Raw genomic sequence first — 20,862 nt, forward strand, 5'->3', positions numbered from 1 at the left:
CTGTACAGCCTTGATATTCTTCTAATATAACGTTATCGGTAACCGCCGAATCGCAATTACGCGTTCGGAATCTGGCTGACTTTCACAAGGTTCGTCGAACCGGATTGTCCAAGCGGAACACCTGCTGTAATTACGACCAAATCTCCTTGCTTCACAAGTCCGGATTCCAGACCGCCCTTCAGGGAGTTCTCGAACATTTCATCCGTGGAGCTTGCTGTCTTGCCTTGGACCGGTGTTACGCCCCAAGTCAATGCAAGGCGGCGCAGCGTGCGCTCTTGCGTCGTAACAGCAATGATCGGAGCTTGCGGACGGTATTTGGATACCATGCGCGCCGTATGTCCGGATTCCGTGGAAGAAATGATCGCTTTCGCGTTCAGGTCCAGCGCAGAGATCGCTACGGATTGGCTGATCGCTTCCGTTACAGTCGTTTCCTGCGCGATTCTTTGCTTCAGGAAAATCTCACGGTAGTTCAGCGCGGATTCCGCTTTTTCGGCGATGCGGGACATCGTGAGCACGGATTCCACAGGATATTTACCGGCAGCCGTTTCGCCCGAAAGCATGATGGCATCGGTGCCGTCAAAAATGGCGTTAGCCACGTCACTTGCTTCCGCACGTGTCGGACGCGGGTTGCGCTGCATGGAATCCAGCATTTGAGTAGCCGTGATAACCGGCTTGCCGGCAACGTTACATTTTTCGATCATGCGTTTTTGTACCAACGGTACTTCTTCAGCAGGGATTTCAACGCCAAGGTCGCCGCGGGCAACCATCAGGCCGTCGGAAGCTTCCAGGATTTCATCCAGGTTGTCTACACCTTGCTGGTTTTCAATTTTGGAAATGATTTGAATGTGTCCAGCGTTATGCTTCTCCAGCAGTTCACGGATTTCTTGCACATCGCTTGCTTTGCGTACGAAGGAAGCTGCGATAAAATCGATGTCCTGCTCGATACCAAACACGATATCGTTCGCGTCTTTCTCTGTAATGCCCGGCAGAGAAATCGCAACACCCGGTACGTTCACGCCTTTCTTGCTCTTGATCGTACCACCGTTAACAATGCGGCATTTGATCTCGGTGCCTTCCACGCCTACAACCGTCAGACCGATCAGACCGTCGTCGATCAGAATGGTGGAGCCCACTTCCACATCACTAGGAAGATCCTGATATGTGATGGAGATGCGGTCTTTGTCTCCCAAAATTTCTTCGGTAGTCAGGGTGATATATTCGTCTTGAACCAGCTCAATCGGCTCTACGGACAGCTTGCCAGTACGGATTTCCGGTCCTTTCGTATCCAGCAGGATCGCTACGGTTTTGTTCAGCTCCTTAGCAGCCTGGCGAATGTTCTTGATCCGGTTTCCATGCTCTTCGAAGTCGCCGTGAGAAAAGTTCAGACGGGCTACGTTCATGCCAGCGAGAATCAATTTTTTGGTGTTTTCCAACGATTCACTGGAAGGTCCGATTGTACATACGATTTTTGTTTTACGCATTTTGGGTTTCCTCCGTTTTTCTTAAAATCTCTCTATCCATCCAACAATTAAATTTACTACAAATTAAAGATTTTGTATAGGAACTTTGTCATATCCATTCTTGACAAGAAGTGCCTATTCTATCACTCCGGCCGAAGAAGATTGCTCAAATGCGAACTTTCCGATTTTGCGGAATTTCTGATATCTGTCTTCTTTTAGAGCGGCACTGTCCATAACGGAGAGCTCTTCCAGATGGCGAATCAGCACCTCTTTGATGGCCGATGCTGTCCATTCGTAGTCTCTGTGCGCGCCTCCAACCGGCTCCGGAATGATCTCTTCGATCACCTCGAATCCAAGCAGATCCTTGGCCGTGATTTTCATCGCCTCGGCCGCCTGGTCCGCCTTGGACGCGTCCTTCCACAGGATCGATGCCGCCCCGTTCGGCGAGATGGCAGAGTAAATAGCATGCTCCAGCATCAGCACACGGTTGCCTACGGCCATCGCAAGAGCACCGCCGCTTCCACCTTCGCCGATGATGACACAAATAACAGGAACGCCGAGCGCTGACATTTCCCGCAAATTCCGGGCAATGGCTTCGGACTGTCCCCTCTCTTCTGCTGTATTACCCGGATATGCGCCTTTTGTATCGACAAAAGTAATAATCGGGCGTTTAAATTTATCCGCCTGCTGCATCAAACGCAGCGCTTTTCGGAAGCCTTCCGGATGCGCGCTGCCGAAGAAACGGGCGATATTATCCTTCGTATCTTTGCCGCGCTGCTGGCCGATGACGGTTACGGGTCTTCCGTCCAGCTTCGCAAGTCCGCCGATCACGGCAAGATCATCGCCAAACAGACGGTCGCCGTGCAGCTCGATAAAGTCGCTGAAAATCAGCTGAATCAGGTCAAGCGAGGTCGGACGCTGCTGATGCCTTGCGACATGCATCTTCTGATGCGGAGAAATATTGGAGTAAATCTCGTTCTCCATCTCCTCGTAGCGCTCTTCCAGCCTGGATATTTCATCAGTAAAATCAATACCCTTGTCCTGTCCGAACTGCTTCAGCTCATTGATTTTCTGCCGCATTTCAACAAGGGGCTTTTCAAAAGGCAATTCTCCCGCCACTTAATATCCCCCTTTCACGCTGTGCAGCTCAAGGAGCTTGTACAACATTCCGCGCAGTTCTTTGCGATGGACCACCAGGTCCAGCTGGCCATGGGCCAGATTGAATTCAGCCGTCTGAAAATCATCAGGCAGCTTCTGGCGGATCGTTTGCTCGATTACGATTCTTCCGGCAAATCCGAATACGGCACCCGGCTCGGCAATGTTAATGTCACCAAGCGTGGCAAAACTGGCAGAAACACCGCCAGTCGTAGGATCCGTAATTACGGAGATGTATAGTCCGCCCTTTTCGTTCAAACGAGCGAGGGAAGCGCTTGTTTTCGCCATCTGCATCAGGCTGAGAATGCTCTCCTGCATGCGGGCTCCGCCGGATGTGGAGAAGATGATCAGAGGAAGATCCTTCTCAGTCGCGACTTCAATCGCGCGCGTAATCTTTTCGCCTACGACCGACCCCATGCTGCCCGTGAAGAAATCAAAGCTCATCACGGCCACGACGACGGGCAGTCCTTCGATGGTTCCCTGTCCTGTAATGACAGCCTCGCGGAGTCCCGATTTCATCTTCTGCTGTTCCAGCTTCGTTCCGTATCCCGGAAACTGCAGCGGATCCACCGACACCATGCCGCTGTCAAATTCCTCGAAGCCTTCTTCGTCCAGAACCATGTGAATCCGTTCCACCGCGTTCAGACGCATATGATAGCCGCAGTTCGGGCAGACTTTCAGATTTTTCTCCAGCTCTTTGCTGTATTGAATCGTGCCGCATTTGCCGCATTTATTCATGAGCCCTTCGGGAACTTCCCGTTTGGGTCTCTCGCTTTCGCCAGGCTCGCTGCCTCTTCCTACACGATCTGAAGGAATGGTCGCGTACTTTCTTTTTTTCTGAAATAAGTCTTTAAACACAACTACACCTCTCCAGCCGTTATTTGCTCAGCCGCATCTTCCACTCTACCACTTTCAAACGCGCTCTCTCGTTATCCAGAGATCAAGGATGCAGGATGGAATTCAACACTTCCTGGACTTCCTCCAGCTCTCCGGAGGGCACCAGAATTTCGAATTGCTGCTTGGATAAGTTGACCGGACGGCTTTTCACCAAAAATCCTTCTTCCGTTAGCTTGGCCTGGATCATGTCCGCTACTTTCGCGGTTGGCGCGATATAAATGACCGTCCACATTCCTTTCAGAACCCCCTAATCTCATGTTCTGAGCCCGTATAATGAACCAATGATAACATAACTCTGTTTTTTCCCGCAACAAAGGGCTTTGAAACGGCTCGTGAGATCAAGGGGCGTCAAAAGGGGGTTAAATCGGCTTGGCATACCGGAAAAATCAGCTGCCGTGCGGGTACGTTTTAGCTCCCTTATAGCGGTGCGCAATGCGGGCGGAAGCCGCCGCAGCCAAGCCTGCCACCAGATCATCCAGGAAAACATGGATTTCACTTTTCTTATCGTTAAGCTTCGCGATAATGCCGGTCTTCTCTTTATCAAGATATCCAAAACTGGTCAATCCGATCATACCATAAACGTTCGTAATGCCAAGCGCAAGCGTTTCGTCGACCCCGTACAAAGGTTCGTCCGCTTCCATGATTGCCTGCAGAGGCTGAGGCAAAAGCCTGCGCTCCGCCAGCTCGTCGAGGGCTATTCCCGTAAACAGGGTATATTGAACCTCGCGCTTGCCAAGAACCGCTTTGACGCTGTCGATGCAATCCTGCATGGTCAAAAGCGGGTGGTACACCAGCTGCAGCCGGTACACGATATCGGCAATATCCTCTACCCCGACTCCCCGGCCCTTGAGCATGGCCACCGCTGCTTCGTATGACATAAGCAATCCCCCCGCATACGCGCTCAGGAAGCTCCGGTAATCAAAGCCTTGAGGCGCGTAAAATGTTGTCCTTGATAGGTGTTCCTAAGTGTATGCGGGTGAATGCGGAAACGTTCGTAAATATTGGGTAAAACCTGACACGCGGCGGAATCCCCCGAAACAAAAATCATTTGATTCGGACGGTCTCTCTACCGAGAATATCCTCCATCCGTTCAAACAGCTGCGGCGACGGCTTGATGCGGTAGGCGTCGCTCAAGGCAAGCAGCTTCTGGCTTTCCTCATAGAACAGCACGGTTTGAACGGGGCCCGGATGCTCCTGCAGCAGTACCTTCAAGCGGGTGAGCAGGTCCGGACTGCGTTCGGCCTGCGGCGTGATCTTGACGAACACGCGCTGCTCGGCTCCCTTGCTTCGCTTCGCACCGGGTGCAGAAGCTCCCGGCCCGGCAGCCGGAGCCGGAGAAGGTTCCTCCGCTGCGGACGGCTGCGGGCTGGTGCCGGCCGCCACCGGCGCCGGCTTTCCTTGGGCTTGTCGGGCAGAGGCCGCATAGCTTCGGCCCGGCGCAGACTTCGCCTTGGAGCGCTTGACCAGCTGCCCAAGCGCCGCCTCGTCCAGCGGCAGCACGTCCTCCACCAGCAGCTTGAAGCCCTCGTCCTGCTGCTGTACCTTGGCACGGAGCGCCAGCAGCGCCCCTTTGCCCACATGCTGCGAGCTTCGTTTCCATACCTCGGGGAAAAGCACGACCTCACAGCGTTCGATCTGGTCCTCCACTTCCATAAAGGCCATGGCTTTCCCCTGCTTGGTCGTAATCGTCTTGACAGAGATAACCATGGCAGCGACGACCGTATAGGATTCGTCTGCCGCTTCCTCAAGGTCCATCAGATGGTCGATGCCAGGGGCGTTCAGCGCCGCGTCGTAATCATCGAGCGGATGGCCCGACAGGTACAGTCCAAGCAGCTCCCGTTCCAGCTCCAGCTGCTGCCCTGCGGAGAACGCCGGTATCTCCGGGTACTCGATGTCCCAGTTCGGCGTCTCGACAAAATCAAACAGCTGAATCTGCAAATCTTCGCGTTCCTTGCGCCACTTCACGGCAGCTTCGACGGTTTCGTCGAGCATCGCCAGCAGCTGGGCGCGGTGTCCAGGCAGCGAATCGAAAGCTCCCGCTTGAATGAGCGACTCGATCACTCGCTTGTTGCAGACTCTCAGGTCGATCCGCCGGCAGAAATCAAGCAGGCTTTCGAAGGGCTTGTCTTCCCTCACCAGCATCATATTCTCGACGGCCTGTGTGCCGACGTTCTTGATGGCGCCAAGCCCGAAACGGATATGTCCGGGACCGCTTTGGTCCGCTGCATCCGCATTCCCTGCAGCCACGGGCGTAAAGAGTACCCCGCTCTCATTGACATCCGGAGGCAGCACGTGAATATCCATCCGCCGGCATTCCAGCACGTACTCCGCAACCTTGCGGTGGCTACCCATCACAGCCGTCAGCATGGAAGCCATGAACTGCACCGGATAATGGGCTTTGAGATATGCCGTCTGGAACGCCAATACGCCGTAAGCCGCGGCATGCGCCCTTGGAAAGCCATAGTCGGCGAAGCGCACAATCATGTCGTAGACCCGGTTCGCGTCTTCTTCGCCGTACCCCTGCGTTAAACTGCCCGCCACAAAGTGGCTGCGTTCCTGATCCAGCACCTCGCGCTTCTTCTTGGAGACAGCACGCCGGAGCAGGTCCGCTTCCCCGAGCGAGAAGCCTGCCATCAGGGAGGCAATCTTCATAATCTGCTCCTGGTACACGATGATGCCGTACGTATCCTGCAGGATCGGCTTGAGATCCTCATGCGGATAGTCAGCCTCCACCTGGCCGTGCTTGGCCTGGATGAACTTCGGTATGAATTCCATCGGACCCGGGCGGTAAAGTGCAAGTACGGAAATGACGTCTTCGAATACCGACGGCTTCAAGTCCTTCAACACCCTGCGCATGCCCGCGGACTCCAGCTGGAAAACGCCGGTGGTATCGCCGCTTCCCAGCATGTCGTAGGTCTGCTTGTCATCATCCGGAATGCTTCGGAAATCCGGGGTGCTTCCGGTCATTTCTCCAATCCATTTCATACACCGTTCGATGATGGACAACGTGCGGAGACCAAGAAAGTCCATCTTAAGCAGGCCGATGCTTTCCAGATTCTCCATAGAATACTGGGTGAGGGCGGTCTCCTCCCCGCCTTCCTGCAGCGGCACCGCATCGGTCAGCGGATCGCGCGAAATGACAACGCCCGCGGCATGGGTCGAAGCATGGCGGGGCATTCCCTCCACCTTCATCGCCATGTCCAGCAGCTCGCGTATTTTCGCGTTTTGTTTATATATTTTGTCAAGCTCCTCGCTGAGCTCCATCGCCCGCTTGATATTGATTCCATGCGCGCCAGGAATCAGCTTGGCGGCCTTGTCGACGTCGCCGTAAGGCACGTTGAGCGCCCGGCCCACATCGCGTACCGCTGCTCTCGCCGCCATCGTACCGAATGTAATGATCTGGGCCACGTGTTCCTTGCCGTATTTATCAACGACATAGCGGATCACCTCATCCCGCCGCTCATCGTTGAAGTCGATATCGATATCCGGCATCGTCACGCGTTCCGGATTCAGAAACCGCTCGAACAGCAGATGGTATTTGATCGGATCGACGTCGGTAATCTCCAGCACGTATGCCACCAGGCTGCCGGCCGAGGACCCCCGTCCGGGCCCCGTGGTGATGCCTTGGCTGTGCGCATAGGCGATGAAATCCCATACGATCAGGAAGTAGTCGCTGAAGCCCATACTGCCGATGACGCCAAGCTCGTAATCAAGGCGCTTGTCCAATTCTTCCCGGCCGCTGCTGGCTGTCCACAGCTCCGTCTTCTCGTAACGCTTTGCCAGCCCCTCGCGACAGAGCGAGCGCAAATACTGGGAGGAATCCATGCCTTCGGGCAGCGGGCGATACTCCGGAAGAATCGATCTTCCGAATTCCAGCTCCAGGTTGCATTTGTCCGCGATGGCGGAAGTATTCTCCAGCGCCTGCTTCACGTGCGGGAATAAGCGGGCCATCTCCTCCCCGCTTTTGAAATACAGCTGATCGGTCGGAATCTGCAGCCTTCCCTCATCTTCGACCGTCTTGCCCGTCCCGATGCAGATGAGCACGTCCTGCATGGCGGCATCCTCGCGCTTAAGGTAATGGACGTCATTCGTCGCAACCAGCTGTACGCCAAGCTCGCCTGCGAGCTCGATCAGCTGAGGATTGACGCGTTTTTGTTCAGGCAGGCCATGATCCTGCAGCTCAAGATAGAAGTCTTCTCCGAAAATATCGCGATAACGGATTGCGGCCCTGCGCGCCTCCTCGGTTCGTCCGTGCAAAAGATGCTGCGGCACCTCGCCGCCCAGGCAGGCGCTGAGGCAGACAATCCCTTCATGGTGGGCTCTGAGCGCATCCATGTCGATCCGCGGTTTATAATGGTAACCCTCCAAATGACCGATGGAGCACAGCTTCATCAAATTCCGGTAGCCGGTCTCGTCCTTGGCAAGGAGAATCAAATGGTATATAGGCTGATCCTTGCGGCTTCCGCGCTCCTTGCGCGAACCGGCCGTCAGATAGGCCTCGCAGCCGATGATCGGTTTGATGCCGGCTGATTTGCATGCTTTATAAAAAGGCACGGCACCGTACATGACCCCATGGTCCGTAAGCGCCAGCGCCTTCATCCCGTATTCGGCGGCTCCGCGGACAAGGTCCGAGATCCGTGCCGCTCCATCCAGGAGGCTGTATTCGCTATGCACATGAAGATGCACAAATGAACTCATATCTCTTCTCCTTTTTGTCCGCCTGAAGAGCGGAAATAAAGTCTTGATCCCTTTATATTATTTTATCATATTACGCAAGGCACCGCCCATAGAATGGATTAAGAGACCATCGGACAGGCGGTACGGGCAAATCGTGCCTCTTACGAAAGGACAGGATATGATGAGCGCTTTTTTATCCAAAGCAATTCTCGACTTCTTCATCGCTTTCGGCATTGTCATCGGCGGAGCCATGGTGGGCGGCGTGGGTGCCGTTATTTCTCTGCAGCCTCCAACCCAGACCATGCTCGACGTGGCGGACCGGATAAAGATTTGGGCTCTGGCGGCAGCGGTCGGCGGAACCATAGACCCGATGCGGGTCATCGAAAGCAATTTTCTGGGAGGGAACATGTCCCCTGCGATCAAGCAGATTCTGTTCCTCGTATCGGCTTTTCTCGGAGCCCATATGGGCAGCGAGCTGGTGAAGTGGGTATGCGGCGGTAAGGAGTAGCCATGAGAGTCCCCCCTTTTAAACGCTACCGCCACCTCTCGCAGATTATCGCTGTATTCGTGCTGGGTGCCGTCATCGGAAGCGTTGTTTACAACGCCATATTCCATACAGCTTATAACCTGCTGTGGTTATCCAATCAGGACCTCGAAAGCCAGATCAAACAATATGAAGACGATATCAAGACGCTAAAAAAATACAGAAATCAGCAAACCGTGATCCAGGAAATCAAAATCAGAAGCGAGCAGCAGGATCCCCCGATCGATCCGGTCGTCGTCAAGGCCCTCATTGTTCAGCTTGGAGATGATTTGGACGTGCTGCGCGGAAGGAACATATTCGAAATCGATACGTACAGCAAATTCGTGCGGGCGCTCTTGGACAAGAAAATCTACAAAGTAAGGGAGAAGGAGTACTCGGTCGAAGTCAAGACGATGCTGCTGATCGAGGGCATGCTGCAAATCTGGGTGGACATTCATCCCGTTCCGGTGCGAAATCCGTAGATTCATGGTACAATATTGCTGTTTAAGAGGGCTTTCCAATGCCTCGACTATGGATACGTAAAAAAGGAGCTGCAGCACCCGATGGTTTCTGTCATCCGTTATTTGCTATTCGCGCTGCTGGTCATCGCCTGCATCTGCGCCGCCCTGTACAGCAGCCGTTCCCGGCGTTCGAAGGATGCCCGCGAAAGAGGCCTGTACGGAGCAATCACGAATATTTTTATGGGGATCATGCTTGTCATGCTGGCCCTGATTTTCATGTTTATCTTCAGCGGCTCGACGGTCGCTGTCGTCATTGAAGCGGTCTTCCTGGTGCTGGGCGCTTTCAATATTTTCGCCGGCATCCGCAACCGCGGCTATTTCAGCCGCATGAAGTCAAACGACATGTAAGCACGAACAGCCGGACATCCCGATTAGGGGAGTCCGGCTGTTGTCATTTGCTATGGAATATTTATATATTTTGCCCCGCGCCTCTGCTGTTACCCGTGCTCGATCGACTGCAGCGTCAGCACGGCCTTGGCGACGAGCGTATCCATGTGCGTCATTTCGATCTCCAGCTTGCAGGTACGTCGGCTGGCCTCCAGCAGCCTTGGCATGACGGCAACCGGGTCCTCGATCTGGACCGGCCGCACGAAATAGGTCGACATGTTGTCGAGGACGAAGTCACTGCCGGTCATATCCTTGGCCGCCCGCAGCGCAGCCTGCGTCATCACGGTGGTCAGGATCCCCTCGGAGATGGTTCCGAGATCCGTCGCCATCTGAGGCGTGATGAACCCATGGAAGAAGAGCCTTCCTTCCTCGTCCCGCTCATCGGCAAAGCCGTTCCAGATCAGATGATCGAACGTTTCCCCGAGCTGCGGCTGCTTCCTGGCATCCCGCATGGCCTGCAGCACTTCCTTCCGGGATACGGTGGCCACCAGCTTGCGGTTGCGGTCCACGATCGGCAGGAAATCGATGCCCTCCCACATCATGAGCTGCGCGGCGGAAGCCAGGGACGTCTGCAGCGTGGCCGTGACCGGATTGCGGATCAGCACCTTCTCGATGCTCTGCTCCGGAGGCAGGCTTCTCATATCGCTCCGGTTGACGATGCCAAGCACCCGGTTCCATTCATCCACCACCGGCAGACGAGGATCCCCTTTCTGTTCAGACAGGGCCATGCTTTCGCCCACGGTGCTGGACAGCTTGAGGGCATGGATCTTCGGCTTGTTTCCTACGATGTCCTCCACGATCATGATCTTCTTCTTGATCAGTCTGTCGAAAATCGCCCGGTTAATCAGGGACGCAACCGTAAACGTATCATGGCGCGAAGAAAAAATCGGCAGGTTCAGCTCATCCGCCAGCGCCTTGACCTCCTTGCTGGTCCCGAAGCCCCCGGTGATGAGCACCCCCGCCCCCTGCTCCAAAGCGAGCGTATGCGCGTTGTCCCGGTTGCCGACGATCAGCAGGCTCCCTGCATCGATGTACCTGACCATCGCATCCACCTTCATGGCGCCAATCACGTATTTATGCAAGTTTTTATGAAGTCCATCCGCTCCGCCGAGCACATGCCCTTCCACGATATCGACCACGTCCGCAAAAGTAAGCTGCTCGGAAATGTTGCGCGGCTTCTTCTCGACCCGAACGGTTCCGATCCGTTCCTTCGTAATGACGATACCCAAATTCTCCGCATCTTTGAGGGCCCGGTAGGCCGTGCCTTCACTGACCGACATCTCCTTCGCCAGCTTGCGGACGGAGATTTTGCTTCCGACCTTCAATCCTTCAATATGCAGCAAAAGCTGTTCATGTTTTGTAATCGCATCATCGCGGCCTTCCAACTGTTACACCCCCATACATCTAACTGTACCATTCTGTATCTATATCATAGCACTCAAGCTCATACAAAAAAAGCTGAAGCAGCGGCTGCCCAGCTTTTTTTGTTCTCTCGCATGTCACATATTCTCTTGGCTGCGCTGCGGTTCCTCAGGCCATTTCATCTGCAGCTGGCGCAGCTTGGCGGCTTTAATGCGGTCCAGCGACTTCTGCTTCTCTTCGTCCACGCCCAATAAATAGTGAAGATGCGCTCCAATGACGAGAAAAGCGAACAAGGCCCAGGCACCGCCGAACGCCGATGTCCATGACCAGCCTCCGCTGAATGAAATCATGGGCAAGGCATACACCAGCATCGCAAGCGCCACGATCAGATACAGGAAATGTTTGAATTTCTTTCTTTTCTTCATTACGACAGCTCCTTCACAAAGTGAATCTATATTTCTACTCTATGAAGGTGTAACCGAAAATATGAGACAAGCTGCGAGAAAAAATAAACGAAGGACAAGCGGCTACGCTCATCCTTCGTTCGGTCTTCGCTTAAAGCATGCCTTTACAGGCTTTGTCCCCCGTACAGGCCCTGGAGGCTGTCCGAAATCATTTTATTGATATCCTCGATAATCGTGCTGAGGCGGCGTTCCGCATCAAACAGGCGGCGAATGTTTAAATTCAGGCTGAGCACGTCGAAGAGCTTTTCCATTTTTTCCATCTCTTCCTGGGAAGGCATGTCGCCGGACATCATGCGCTGCTGAATTTCCATTTGGCGATTTCTGAAATCGTCGAGCATCTGTTTGCTCTCCTGATCCTTCTCGATCAGGCTCATCGCTGATGTAATATCATGAACCTCCGGGCTCTCCTTAAGGGCTTTCGCCAATTCATTCGCTTTGTCGTAAATATTCATGTGTCCTTCCTCCTTTGAAAATGAAAGCTGCAAATCCCTTTATTTTAAAAAATGGGTCAATCACCAAGGGATATATGTCCTCATATGATGCATTACATGCAAAACGCAGATGCTCCTTATCTGCCCTGTGACATCAAGTTGCTGTTGGAAGGAGATCCACGATGTCCAAAAAAATGCTACCGGTCCAAATGTTCACTCCGGGCGCTTTTAGGGAAAACGCCATTATTCTCGGAGAGAGGCTGGTCAAACAGTGGAAAATTCCTACCGACCGTCCGCTGCAGTTGGCATTTGGTTCCTTCAGACAAGAGATCACCGTAGTGGCCGCACCCAAAACCAGCGGACTGCGAATCAGTGAGCCTCTGGCCCACCGAATGGGGCTTTTTTCTCGTCCGGTGCTGAGGGCGACCTACAACTCCGCAAGCCGTACGCTCAGGCTCGGACCCCTGATCAGTGTGCTCATCAGCCGGGATCATCCAGATCAGCCGGATAAACCGTTCGGCTCCATATCCATGTTTTGCCGGGAGCTCGTCAACGCCTGCCGGAAGCAGGGAGCATATGTATACTTTTTCACGCCGGATCACATCCAGGAAGGATCAAATAGTATACAGGGCTGGGTATATGATAGCGGATGGCGGCAAACGGAAATGCCTATCGCAGATGTCGTCAACAACCGGCTCACTACCCGCAAAATGGAGAATAAACCTAGCGTACAGCATTTTATGAAAGAAGTAAAATCCCGGTATGGCACACATGTGTTCAACGAAAGGTTTCTGGACAAAAACGAGGTCTTCGATATGCTCAAGACCGACTCTTCCCTTGCGAAATTGATGCCCGAATCCCATCTGTTAAGCGGGTTTGCCGTGTTCAAGAAAATGTGCCAGCAGTATCCCGTCGTCTTCCTCAAGCCGGTTCGCGGCAGTCTGGGCAAAGGAATCATCCGGATCGCGAGACAGCCTGACGGAACCTACCAGACGCTGGCAACATCCGCTGGTGGCCCCCGCAAGCAGAACTACCCGGGCCTAACCAAACTGTTTGCGGGCATATCCGGCAAGATGAAAACGACGCGCTATCAGATCCAGCAGGGACTCACGCTGATCGATCACGGCAAGAGGCCGATTGATTTCCGGGCGCTGGTACAGAAGAACGGCCAGGGCAGCTGGCACGTCACCTCCATCGTAGCAAGAATTGCCGGAGGCAACCATTTTGTATCCAACCTGGCCCGCGGCGGGACGCTCAGTTCCGTCAAAGATGCGGTCAGCAAATGCATGCTTCCCGCTGAGGTCAAAAATTCGGCCCTTGTCAAGCTGAACCGGGCTTCGCTCGACATCGCCCGGGGAATCGACAAATATATTCCCGCCCATTTCGGAGAGCTCGGCGTTGACCTTGCGATGGATGCGAGCGGGAAAATATGGATGCTTGAGGTTAACTCCAAGCCATCCAAAAATGATAATACGCCGCTTAATGAGCAGAAAATCAGGCCTTCCGTCAAAAGGCTGCTCGAATACTCCTGCTATTTGTCCGGCTTTTAAGGAGGGATCGCCATGAAACGCTTCACGGTTGGGACACTCGGCATCATGTGCTGCGCCAGCCAGAACGAGCCGCCGTTCGCGGGTGAAAGCTACTGCCGGCGGCTGTCCCTGCTCGGACACAAGTATGGCATCCGGGTACTCGTCTTCCGCCCGGGCGATGCAGCAAAGGACCGCAGCTTCGTGAACGGCTTTATCTTTGAACATGGCCGGTGGCGCGAGGACCGGTTTCCTTTTCCCGATATCGTCTACGATCGCTGCCTGTTCCATAAAGGGGCGGAATTCGCCGCGGCATCGAGCCTGCTGTCGGAAGCCGGATCCGCAAAGGACTGGGTCCTCTGGTCCCGGGGCCTCCCAGGCAAATGGCAGGTATACCGGATGCTGAAAAGGGAGTGCAGTCTTCTCCCCTATCTTCCTCCCACTGCGCTTTTCCGCGGGGATAAGAGCCTTCTCGGAGCGTTGAGCGCTTACGGCGGAGAGGTGTTTCTGAAGCCTAAAGGCGGTTCCCAAGGCAAAAACACGCTATACGTCCGGGAGCATCCGGGAGGATCCCTGGCGATCAAAGGCAGGGATGCCCGGAACGGGCATGTGGAAAGGGAATTTGCGGAACCCAGCGCCGCTCTCCAATGGATCAGGCAGTTTACCGGGAGCCGCGATTTTATTATCCAGCCTTTTCTGCATTTATATGGCAGGAATCAGCGGCCTTTCGATGTCAGGGTGTTAATGCAGAAGAATGAAAAAGGGTTGTGGATGCGAACCGGCATGGCCGTCCGGGAGGGGGCCGCAGGGAGCACGACCGCAAACCTTCACGGCGGCGGAAAAGCCCTTCCCGCTCTGCCGTATCTAAGCGATCAATTCGGAGCTAAGCAGGCAGAGCATATGACGGAAGTTGTTGGGCAGCTGTCGGATACCATTCCACCGATTCTGGAAAGCCATTATGGCAGGCTCGGAGAACTGGGCATCGATTACGGGATCGACACGAAGGGAGAACTATGGCTGCTGGAAGTCAACTCCAAGCCGGGACGTACCTCCATCCGGCAAGCTGTGGATCCGGGCAGCTCAGATCTCGCATCGGAAAATCCGCTCCGTTATGCCCGCTATCTATTGCTTCGACAACTTAGGAGGGTAAATTGATGAGTTTGACTTTTTGTAATGTTTCTTTTTCGCAGCAGCCCGAGAAAGTCGTCTATGTATCCAATACGCTCATGAAAAGTTTGAACCTCTCTGGCAAAAAGAACATCCAGCTCCGTCTCGGCAAGGATACGATTCATGCGGCCGTCAAAGCGATCAAGAAGCCTGGGAAGCATCTGATCCTCGGCTCGGCCGTCCGCAGCGGCATCCACGTTCCTGCGGCGGGCGGCATTTATATACGGAACCAGGATAATGAGTTTCATCTGGGGCCGCTGATCGGCGTGCTTTCGGATGGACCGACTAACACTTCACAACCCTTTTCATCCCGTACGGGGTTCATCAAACAGCTGCTGCGGGAAGGAAAACGGAAATGCTACATTTTCGCTTTCACGCCGCGCGACATCAACTGGCAGCAGGAGACGGTCAACGGCTATTTTCTGAATGACAACGGCTCCTTTTACCGGAAAACCGTCCCGCTCCCCGACGTCGTCTATAATCGTCTGCCGAGCCGCAAGGCTGAGCATTCGAGTTCCATCAACCAGCTGAGGGATCGGTTTGGACGCCGCAAGATCCCGTATTTCAACTGGAGCTTCTTCAACAAATCCGACATTTACCGCCTCCTTGAACATGACAACTCTGTAAACCTGTACGTACCGGAATCCCATATGAACCCGACGCCGGAACGGATCAAGGATATGCTCGAAAGACACCAGTTCCTCTACTACAAGCCTTCGGCCGGCAGCCTCGGGAAAGGCATCTATCGTCTGACCTATCTTCCCAAAAAAGGATACTTTGCCCGCTACCGCAAGGGAAGCGGCAACGTACTGCTGCGCTTCAGCACCTTTAACAGCATGATGCGGATGCTTGAGTCCAGACACGGGCGCACGCTCGATTCTTACGTTATCCAGCAGGGCATCCGCCTTGTCGAAATTGATAATTGCCCGATTGATTTCCGGTTTCATATGCATAAGAACGGCAACAACAAATGGGTTGTTGTCGGCATTGGCGCCAAGAAGGCAGGCCGCGGCAGCGTCACGACGCACCTGAAGAACGGGGGATCTCTTCTGACGCCGGAGCAGGCGCTCAGCCGTACTTTCGGGTCCAGGTCGGATGAGGTGCTGCAAAATGCCAAAAAGATAGCCATTACGCTCGCGGAGGCGATCGAATTCCATCACCAGCATCTGCTCGGAGAAATCGGATTCGATCTCGGAATCGACCAGGACGAAAAGGTATGGATGTTCGAAGCCAATGCCAAGCCTGGCCGGTCAATATTCAGCCATCCCTCTTTGCGGTCGGAAGGGAAAGCTTCTGTGGAGCACATCCTTGAACACTGCCTTTACCTGAGTAAATTCCGCAGGAGGGATGACGAGTGACGAATGTAAATGAGGAAGACAGCAAGCCCGTCGTCGCCATCCTGACCATGCCTGGAGGCCCTCATCATTTCCGGGGAAACCAGGCCAACTTCCAGGATATCGTCAGGACAGGACAGGAAATGGGATTTCCTGTCTATGTCGTGACGATCAGAGACCTTAAACTGAGCGGGGAGAGCATTAAGGGGTACACGCTGAACGCAGACATGGAGTGGGAACAGCAGCGCTTTCCCCTCCCCCATGTCATCTATAACCGCATTCCCCAGCGCGAGGACGAACGGAAGCCGGCCGTACGCCGTAAAATCATGGAATGCCTGGCTCATCCGGACATCAAGTTTTACAATCCGTACTTCTTCAACAAATGGCATTTGTTTGAATGGCTTAAGAAGTCCAAAGCAACCGAACATTTCGTCCCCAGAACGAGGAGGCTGCGCGGAGAAATCGGACTGCAGCAAATGCTCGACCGTTTTCCCTGCCTCTATTTGAAGCCCGAAAGCGGAAAAGCCGGCAAAGGCATCATGATGCTGAAATACCAGAGGGACAGACTGCTTCCCTACCGTTTGAAAGTCCAGAACCACAGAAATAGCACCACCTACAAGGGCGCCAATATTCAGCGCCTATGGGCGCGCATCAGAAACGAGACCGGAATCAGCCCCTACATTATCCAGCAGGGCATTGAGCTCGCCTCCGTTGACAACCGACCGTTCGATTTGCGGGTGCTGCTGCAAAAAACGGAAAAGGGCCAATGGGGCGTCACCGGCGTCGGAGCACGCATGGCCGGCTCCAAAAGCATCACGACCCATGTTCCCAGGGGAGGCAGCATCGAGGATCCGATGAGAATGCTGTCCATTGTTTTCGGTGCGGACTCCGCGTCCGGGATTATGAATCGTGTAAAAACGTCCGCCATCATTATCGCCAGACAAATTGAGAAAGCCTCGGGTTACGCTCATGGCGAAATGTCCATGGACCTTGGCATGGATGCCGCAGGCAGCCTCTGGTTTTTCGAAGCCAACGCCAAACCGATGAAATTCGACGAGCCCCATATCCGCCAAAAATCGCTTGAACGGATATTCCACTACTGCAAATACCTCGCCACCCATTAGAAGCCGTCATGTAAAAGGAAGTGAGTCTACGCATGCAAGTTACATCCCTGCTCTCCTTCCCTCCCGAAGAACGGAGCCGCCAGCACAGCCGCATCATGCGGTTTATGTTCGAGCATGGCGGAAGGCAGACTTTGCACGAAAATTACATCAGGCTGGCGGGCGCAGCCGGATCTGCATTGCAAAAGCCCGGCACCTCCCTGCTTACCGCAAGCGTGCGCGGGGAAGCCGGCCCCGTTTTGGTCGGAGCCAGCTATATCGAGGATTATGGAAAGGAGGCTTTCCTGATCGCCGTTCATCCGCTCTATCGGCGGAAAGGAATCGGTTCCTCTCTTTTGGCGGAACAGCTTTCCCGTCTTGGACATCTTCACTGCAGCGCCGGTCTGAACCAGATCCCTTTTCTGAGAATGTGCTTCCGTGCAGGACTTATCGCCTCCTCTCTGGTTCAGAAACCTTCGGGAAGATACATCCTGAGCCTTGAAGGCGATACGAACAATACGGCTCGCCTTCAGGCAGCCCCGGTTAAAGAAGGTGATACGTTGTGCCGCTTCCCGTCTTAGGAATTTTGACGTTATACCTGAATGATCGAAAGCATCTTGAAGAAAAGCATGTTTACCAAAAAATGATTATCGAAGGCCGTAAAATCGGACTCGATGTTTTCGTGTTCACGCCGATGGACGTCCATGAGAGCAAGCGCAAAATTTTCGCTCTGGAATATGACCAGAAAAAGGGGAGCTGGTTCCGCAGCTGGCGACCTTTCCCGGATATGATCTATGACCGCTGCCGTATCCAGAAAGGCCCACGGTTCACACAGCTCGTTGAATTTCGCCGTCGTCACAGCCATATGCTGTTCCTGAACAGACCGCTGCGAAATAAATGGACGATTTATCAGGTGCTGTCGCGAAGGGAGGAATTCAAGAGATACCTCCCTGAGACGCATCTGTATCACGGACTGATCGATGTGCACCACCTGCTGAAGAAACGGCCTGTCGTTTACCTCAAGCCCATCAACGGAACCGGCGGCAGAGGCATACTTCGGATTGAACGGCTGAATGACAGGCATCATTACTACATCCAGGGGCGGAATCAGCAGCGCAAAATTATTACGCCCCAAAAAATCCATGCCTCCCGGCTGGGATCTATTCTGCAGAGCTGGGATATGAAAGAACGCTATTTGGTGCAGGAAGGCATCCAGATCAGTCTGCCTGACGGACGCGTTCACGATTACCGGATGCTTGTGCAGAAGAACGAGGAGGGCAAATGGAAGCTTACCGGCATAGCAGGCAGAGTTGGTGCTCCAAGGAGCGTCACTTCCAATCTGCATGGCGGCGGTCGGGCCGTGTCGATGAATGCCATGCTCGAAAAGTGGATTGACGACGAGGAGAGTCGTTCGACCGTAAACAGAAGGGCTGAGGAGCTCGGAATCGGCGTCGCGGCTTTTCTTGAACAGCAGTACGGCGCCTTGTGCGAGCTGGCGCTGGACCTCGCAATCGATCGCAGAGGCCGTATTTATCTGCTCGAGGTGAATCCCAAACCGGCGAGGGAGGTATTCTCGCAAATCGGCGATGTCGATGCGTACCACGATGCCATCGTCAGACCTCTGGAATATGCCGTGTGGTTATACAGTCGTAAAAAAGAAACGCCCAATACAGACAAACCGCAGAATTAATGCGGTTTGTTTGTTTTGGGCGTGAATTAAAAATCATTATGTAGCGGGAATTGCTTCCTTATACAGCTTAAGCAGCTCTGAAAAAGACGTAATCAGCATATCGGAGCCCTTGAGCTCGTCGTGATTGCCAAACCCGGCATACGCGCAGCCGATGACCGCCAGATCGTTCTTCTTCCCTGCTTCGACATCGGACGAACGGTCTCCCACCATCCAGGCCGAATGAACCTGTTCCTGTTCCAGCAGCAGCTTCACCAGATCTACTTTCGTTAACGTACCGTGCTTGCCCGCGCTATACAAGCCGTCGAACAGCTCGGCCAGCTCAAACGTATCGACGATCCCGCTGATGTAATGCTCCAGTCCGTTGCTGGCAACGTACAGCTTCACGCCCTGCCGATGAAGCTCCACCAGCGTTTCCTTCACTTCGGGATACAGCAGCGTCTCGCCGCCGGCCAATCCTTCCAGCTCCAGCTGCAGCAGCAGCTCGTTGGCGCGGTTATGGGCTTCCGGACTTCCATCGGGCATAACGACCTTCCAGATATCCTCCAGCAGCATGCCCAGGCTGCCCAGCATCCGTTCTTCCGGAGGCGTGGGCGAGGTGTACAGCCCTTCGCTGCGCAGCGTATCGAACAGTTTATGATAAGCAGGCAGCAGTACGGATTCGGTTTGGAACAGCGTTCCATCCATATCGAAAATCATGGCTTCGGGCCTTGTCAACTTGCTTTGCGAATTCATCGTTAGCTTCGTCCCTTCTGTGTCTTCGGTGTGTGCGCCGCTCCGGCGCCTTCTTATAGCTATCATAAGGGAAGCTCCAAAGGATGTAAACCGAATAAAACAGGCGCCCCTGGACAGGAACGCCTTATCGCCGAGCCGGTTTGTGATTTAGAAAATTCTCTTTTGGGCACGATCATCCTTAATAATCTCCACGGCTTCCCGGAAGCGGGTGGAATGCACGATTTCACGCTCCCGCAAAAACTTCAGGCTGTCCTGCAGATCCACATCGTCGGTCATGTCAATCAACCACTGATATGTAGCCCTGGCCTTTTCCTCGGCTGCGATATCTTCGTACAAGTCCGCAATCGGATCTCCTTTCGCCTGAATATAGGCTGCCGTCCAAGGGACGCCGGCTGCATTTTCATAGAAGAGGGCCTTGTCATGATTCGCATAATGGGCGCCGAGTCCGGCCGCTATCAATTGGTCCACGGTGGCATCCTTCGTCAGCTTGTAGACCATGGTGGCAATCATTTCCAGGTGGGCGAATTCTTCTGTGCCTATGTCGTTCAATAAGCCGATAACTTTGTCCGGAATGGTGTAGCGCTGATTGAGATACCGAAGAGCAGCAGCCAGCTCCCCATCCGCGCCGCCGTACTGTTCCATCAAATATTTGGCCATCATCGGATCGCATTTGCTGACGCGAACCGGATACTGCAACTTTTTCTCATAGACCCACATGCTTTTGGACCGCCTCCTTCAAGAACATGATTAATAACTCGTCATACCTGCCACGGCCACGGTGTATTCGGCCATTCGAACGGAAATCTCGAATAGGCATGACCGAAATTCATCAGCGGTCCGTACAACTCCTGAAATTTTCTGACTAAAGGAATCCGCTCCTGGGCAAGCCGGTTGTACTGCTCCACGCTCTTCAAGTCATCGGGATGGGTGTCCAGGAACAAATTCAGCTCGACAAGAGCAAAATCCACCATCTGGATTTTTTCAAGCAGCTCATAATACTCCCGGTCGATCGCTGCCCCCTTCTGCGCATGTTCCGGCTTCATTCCTGTGCTTGCCGGGCTGACGTATTCAGGCTTCATGTTCGCACTTGCCGGACTCACGAACTCCGGCTTCATATTTTCCGACATCAGGCTCCTCCCTCCTGTCTGCCCCGATTCGGCGTATACGGGCTGTACAGATTCGGCCATAACGTTCCGAGCGTCAACGCTTCCTGCAGGCTGAACTGCGGCCAATCCAGCGGTTGAAATGTGATGTATTGATTGATGGGTACGACGTATGTGCGATAAAGCAATGGCGGACATGGATCAAACGGCCCGATAAAAGGCTTGTAAACGCGCATCTGGTTATAGTTGCTCACATTCACCAAAGGCTCCTCCTTTTCGCGTCATGATATAAGGCCGATGACAAGAGAGGCCATCAGTCTCTTCGTAACTAAC

22 protein-coding genes are annotated in these 20,862 nt (G+C 53.8%); 9 read left to right on the forward strand and 13 right to left on the reverse strand.

The features are described from left to right. Positions 1–56: 56 nt before the first annotated feature. The 6 genes from pyk to ACTHPM_RS12365 form a co-directional block, all read right to left on the reverse strand. Positions 57–1,481: a pyruvate kinase gene (gene pyk / locus ACTHPM_RS12340; RefSeq protein WP_440396067.1), complete on the reverse strand. Its 1,425-nt coding sequence runs from the start codon at positions 1,479–1,481 to the stop codon at positions 57–59. A 114-nt stretch (positions 1,482–1,595) separates the two neighbouring features. Beyond that, entirely contained in the window at positions 1,596–2,579 is a 984-nt protein-coding gene (locus ACTHPM_RS12345) for an acetyl-CoA carboxylase carboxyltransferase subunit alpha (protein WP_440396066.1), read from the reverse strand. Next, positions 2,580–3,473 (reverse strand): acetyl-CoA carboxylase, carboxyltransferase subunit beta, encoded by an 894-nt coding sequence (accD, locus tag ACTHPM_RS12350; RefSeq protein WP_440396065.1) that lies wholly within the window; start codon positions 3,471–3,473, stop codon positions 2,580–2,582. It abuts the gene before it with no gap. A gap of 82 nt (positions 3,474–3,555) precedes the next feature. Then, positions 3,556–3,744: a glutamate decarboxylase gene (locus ACTHPM_RS12355; protein WP_127600270.1), complete on the reverse strand. Its 189-nt coding sequence runs from the start codon at positions 3,742–3,744 to the stop codon at positions 3,556–3,558. 154 nt (positions 3,745–3,898) lie between these two features. Further along, positions 3,899–4,390 carry a phosphatidylglycerophosphatase A family protein gene (locus tag ACTHPM_RS12360; RefSeq protein ID WP_440396064.1) on the reverse strand — a complete coding sequence of 164 codons (492 nt, stop codon included), beginning with the start codon at positions 4,388–4,390 and terminating at the stop codon, positions 3,899–3,901. A 166-nt stretch (positions 4,391–4,556) separates the two neighbouring features. Next, on the reverse strand, positions 4,557–8,210 hold the full coding sequence (locus ACTHPM_RS12365; RefSeq protein ID WP_440396063.1) for a DNA polymerase III subunit alpha: 3,654 nt from the start codon (positions 8,208–8,210) through the stop codon (positions 4,557–4,559). A gap of 160 nt (positions 8,211–8,370) precedes the next feature. Here ACTHPM_RS12365 and ACTHPM_RS12370 point away from each other — a divergent pair, with 160 nt between their 5' ends. From ACTHPM_RS12370 to ACTHPM_RS12380, 3 genes are all read left to right on the forward strand, one after another. Continuing rightward, positions 8,371–8,697 (forward strand): YtrH family sporulation protein, encoded by a 327-nt coding sequence (locus ACTHPM_RS12370; protein ID WP_136604165.1) that lies wholly within the window; start codon positions 8,371–8,373, stop codon positions 8,695–8,697. A gap of 2 nt (positions 8,698–8,699) precedes the next feature. Then, a complete protein-coding gene (locus tag ACTHPM_RS12375; RefSeq protein ID WP_440396062.1) occupies positions 8,700–9,194 on the forward strand; it encodes a hypothetical protein in 495 nt (164 codons plus the stop codon). An 81-nt stretch (positions 9,195–9,275) separates the two neighbouring features. Then, positions 9,276–9,581 carry a YtpI family protein gene (locus ACTHPM_RS12380; RefSeq protein WP_440396061.1) on the forward strand — a complete coding sequence of 102 codons (306 nt, stop codon included), beginning with the start codon at positions 9,276–9,278 and terminating at the stop codon, positions 9,579–9,581. An 89-nt stretch (positions 9,582–9,670) separates the two neighbouring features. On the opposite strand, the gene ACTHPM_RS12385 is transcribed toward ACTHPM_RS12380, so the two are convergent. From ACTHPM_RS12385 to ACTHPM_RS12395, 3 genes are all read right to left on the reverse strand, one after another. Further along, the gene (locus tag ACTHPM_RS12385; RefSeq protein WP_440396060.1) at positions 9,671–11,005 is read right to left on the reverse strand and encodes a DRTGG domain-containing protein; all 1,335 of its coding nucleotides are present in this window, start codon (positions 11,003–11,005) and stop codon (positions 9,671–9,673) included. A 114-nt stretch (positions 11,006–11,119) separates the two neighbouring features. Then, positions 11,120–11,407, reverse strand: coding sequence for a hypothetical protein (locus ACTHPM_RS12390; RefSeq protein ID WP_440396059.1), 288 nt, complete (start codon positions 11,405–11,407; stop codon positions 11,120–11,122). Positions 11,408–11,550: 143 nt separating this feature from the next. After that, positions 11,551–11,898, reverse strand: a complete 348-nt coding sequence (locus ACTHPM_RS12395; protein ID WP_440396058.1) for a YlbF family regulator — start codon at positions 11,896–11,898, stop codon at positions 11,551–11,553. A 161-nt stretch (positions 11,899–12,059) separates the two neighbouring features. On the opposite strand from ACTHPM_RS12395, the gene ACTHPM_RS12400 reads away from it, so the two are divergent. From ACTHPM_RS12400 to ACTHPM_RS12425, 6 genes are read left to right on the forward strand one after another with little or no spacing between them, the layout of a single operon-like run. Next, a complete protein-coding gene (locus ACTHPM_RS12400; RefSeq protein ID WP_440396057.1) occupies positions 12,060–13,427 on the forward strand; it encodes a YheC/YheD family endospore coat-associated protein in 1,368 nt (455 codons plus the stop codon). A 12-nt stretch (positions 13,428–13,439) separates the two neighbouring features. Next, positions 13,440–14,558: a YheC/YheD family endospore coat-associated protein gene (locus tag ACTHPM_RS12405; RefSeq protein ID WP_440396056.1), complete on the forward strand. Its 1,119-nt coding sequence runs from the start codon at positions 13,440–13,442 to the stop codon at positions 14,556–14,558. Next, positions 14,558–15,928: a YheC/YheD family endospore coat-associated protein gene (locus tag ACTHPM_RS12410; protein ID WP_440396055.1), complete on the forward strand. Its 1,371-nt coding sequence runs from the start codon at positions 14,558–14,560 to the stop codon at positions 15,926–15,928. Before ACTHPM_RS12405 ends, ACTHPM_RS12410 begins: the two co-directional genes overlap by 1 nt. Next, entirely contained in the window at positions 15,925–17,028 is a 1,104-nt protein-coding gene (locus tag ACTHPM_RS12415) for a YheC/YheD family endospore coat-associated protein (RefSeq protein WP_440396054.1), read from the forward strand. Before ACTHPM_RS12410 ends, ACTHPM_RS12415 begins: the two co-directional genes overlap by 4 nt. A gap of 32 nt (positions 17,029–17,060) precedes the next feature. After that, entirely contained in the window at positions 17,061–17,585 is a 525-nt protein-coding gene (locus ACTHPM_RS12420; RefSeq protein ID WP_440396053.1) for a GNAT family N-acetyltransferase, read from the forward strand. Continuing rightward, positions 17,567–18,694, forward strand: coding sequence for a YheC/YheD family endospore coat-associated protein (locus ACTHPM_RS12425; protein ID WP_440396052.1), 1,128 nt, complete (start codon positions 17,567–17,569; stop codon positions 18,692–18,694). The genes ACTHPM_RS12420 and ACTHPM_RS12425 overlap by 19 nt, the downstream gene beginning before the upstream one ends. Before the next feature lie 36 nt (positions 18,695–18,730). On the opposite strand, the gene ACTHPM_RS12430 is transcribed toward ACTHPM_RS12425, so the two are convergent. The 4 genes from ACTHPM_RS12430 to ACTHPM_RS12445 all read right to left on the reverse strand — a co-directional run bounded on the left by ACTHPM_RS12430 (position 18,731) and on the right by ACTHPM_RS12445 (position 20,765). Then, positions 18,731–19,426, reverse strand: coding sequence for an HAD family hydrolase (locus tag ACTHPM_RS12430; protein ID WP_440396259.1), 696 nt, complete (start codon positions 19,424–19,426; stop codon positions 18,731–18,733). A 147-nt stretch (positions 19,427–19,573) separates the two neighbouring features. Continuing rightward, positions 19,574–20,143 (reverse strand): manganese catalase family protein, encoded by a 570-nt coding sequence (locus ACTHPM_RS12435; protein ID WP_440396051.1) that lies wholly within the window; start codon positions 20,141–20,143, stop codon positions 19,574–19,576. 41 nt (positions 20,144–20,184) lie between these two features. Then, positions 20,185–20,469: a spore coat protein CotJB gene (locus ACTHPM_RS12440; RefSeq protein ID WP_440396258.1), complete on the reverse strand. Its 285-nt coding sequence runs from the start codon at positions 20,467–20,469 to the stop codon at positions 20,185–20,187. An 83-nt stretch (positions 20,470–20,552) separates the two neighbouring features. Then, entirely contained in the window at positions 20,553–20,765 is a 213-nt protein-coding gene (locus ACTHPM_RS12445) for a spore coat associated protein CotJA (protein WP_440396257.1), read from the reverse strand. Between the last annotated feature and the right edge of the window lie 97 nt (positions 20,766–20,862).

Origin of the sequence: Paenibacillus sp. SAFN-054 (assembly GCF_051966755.1) — a bacterium.
Classification (GTDB): domain Bacteria; phylum Bacillota; class Bacilli; order Paenibacillales; family Paenibacillaceae; genus Paenibacillus_AQ.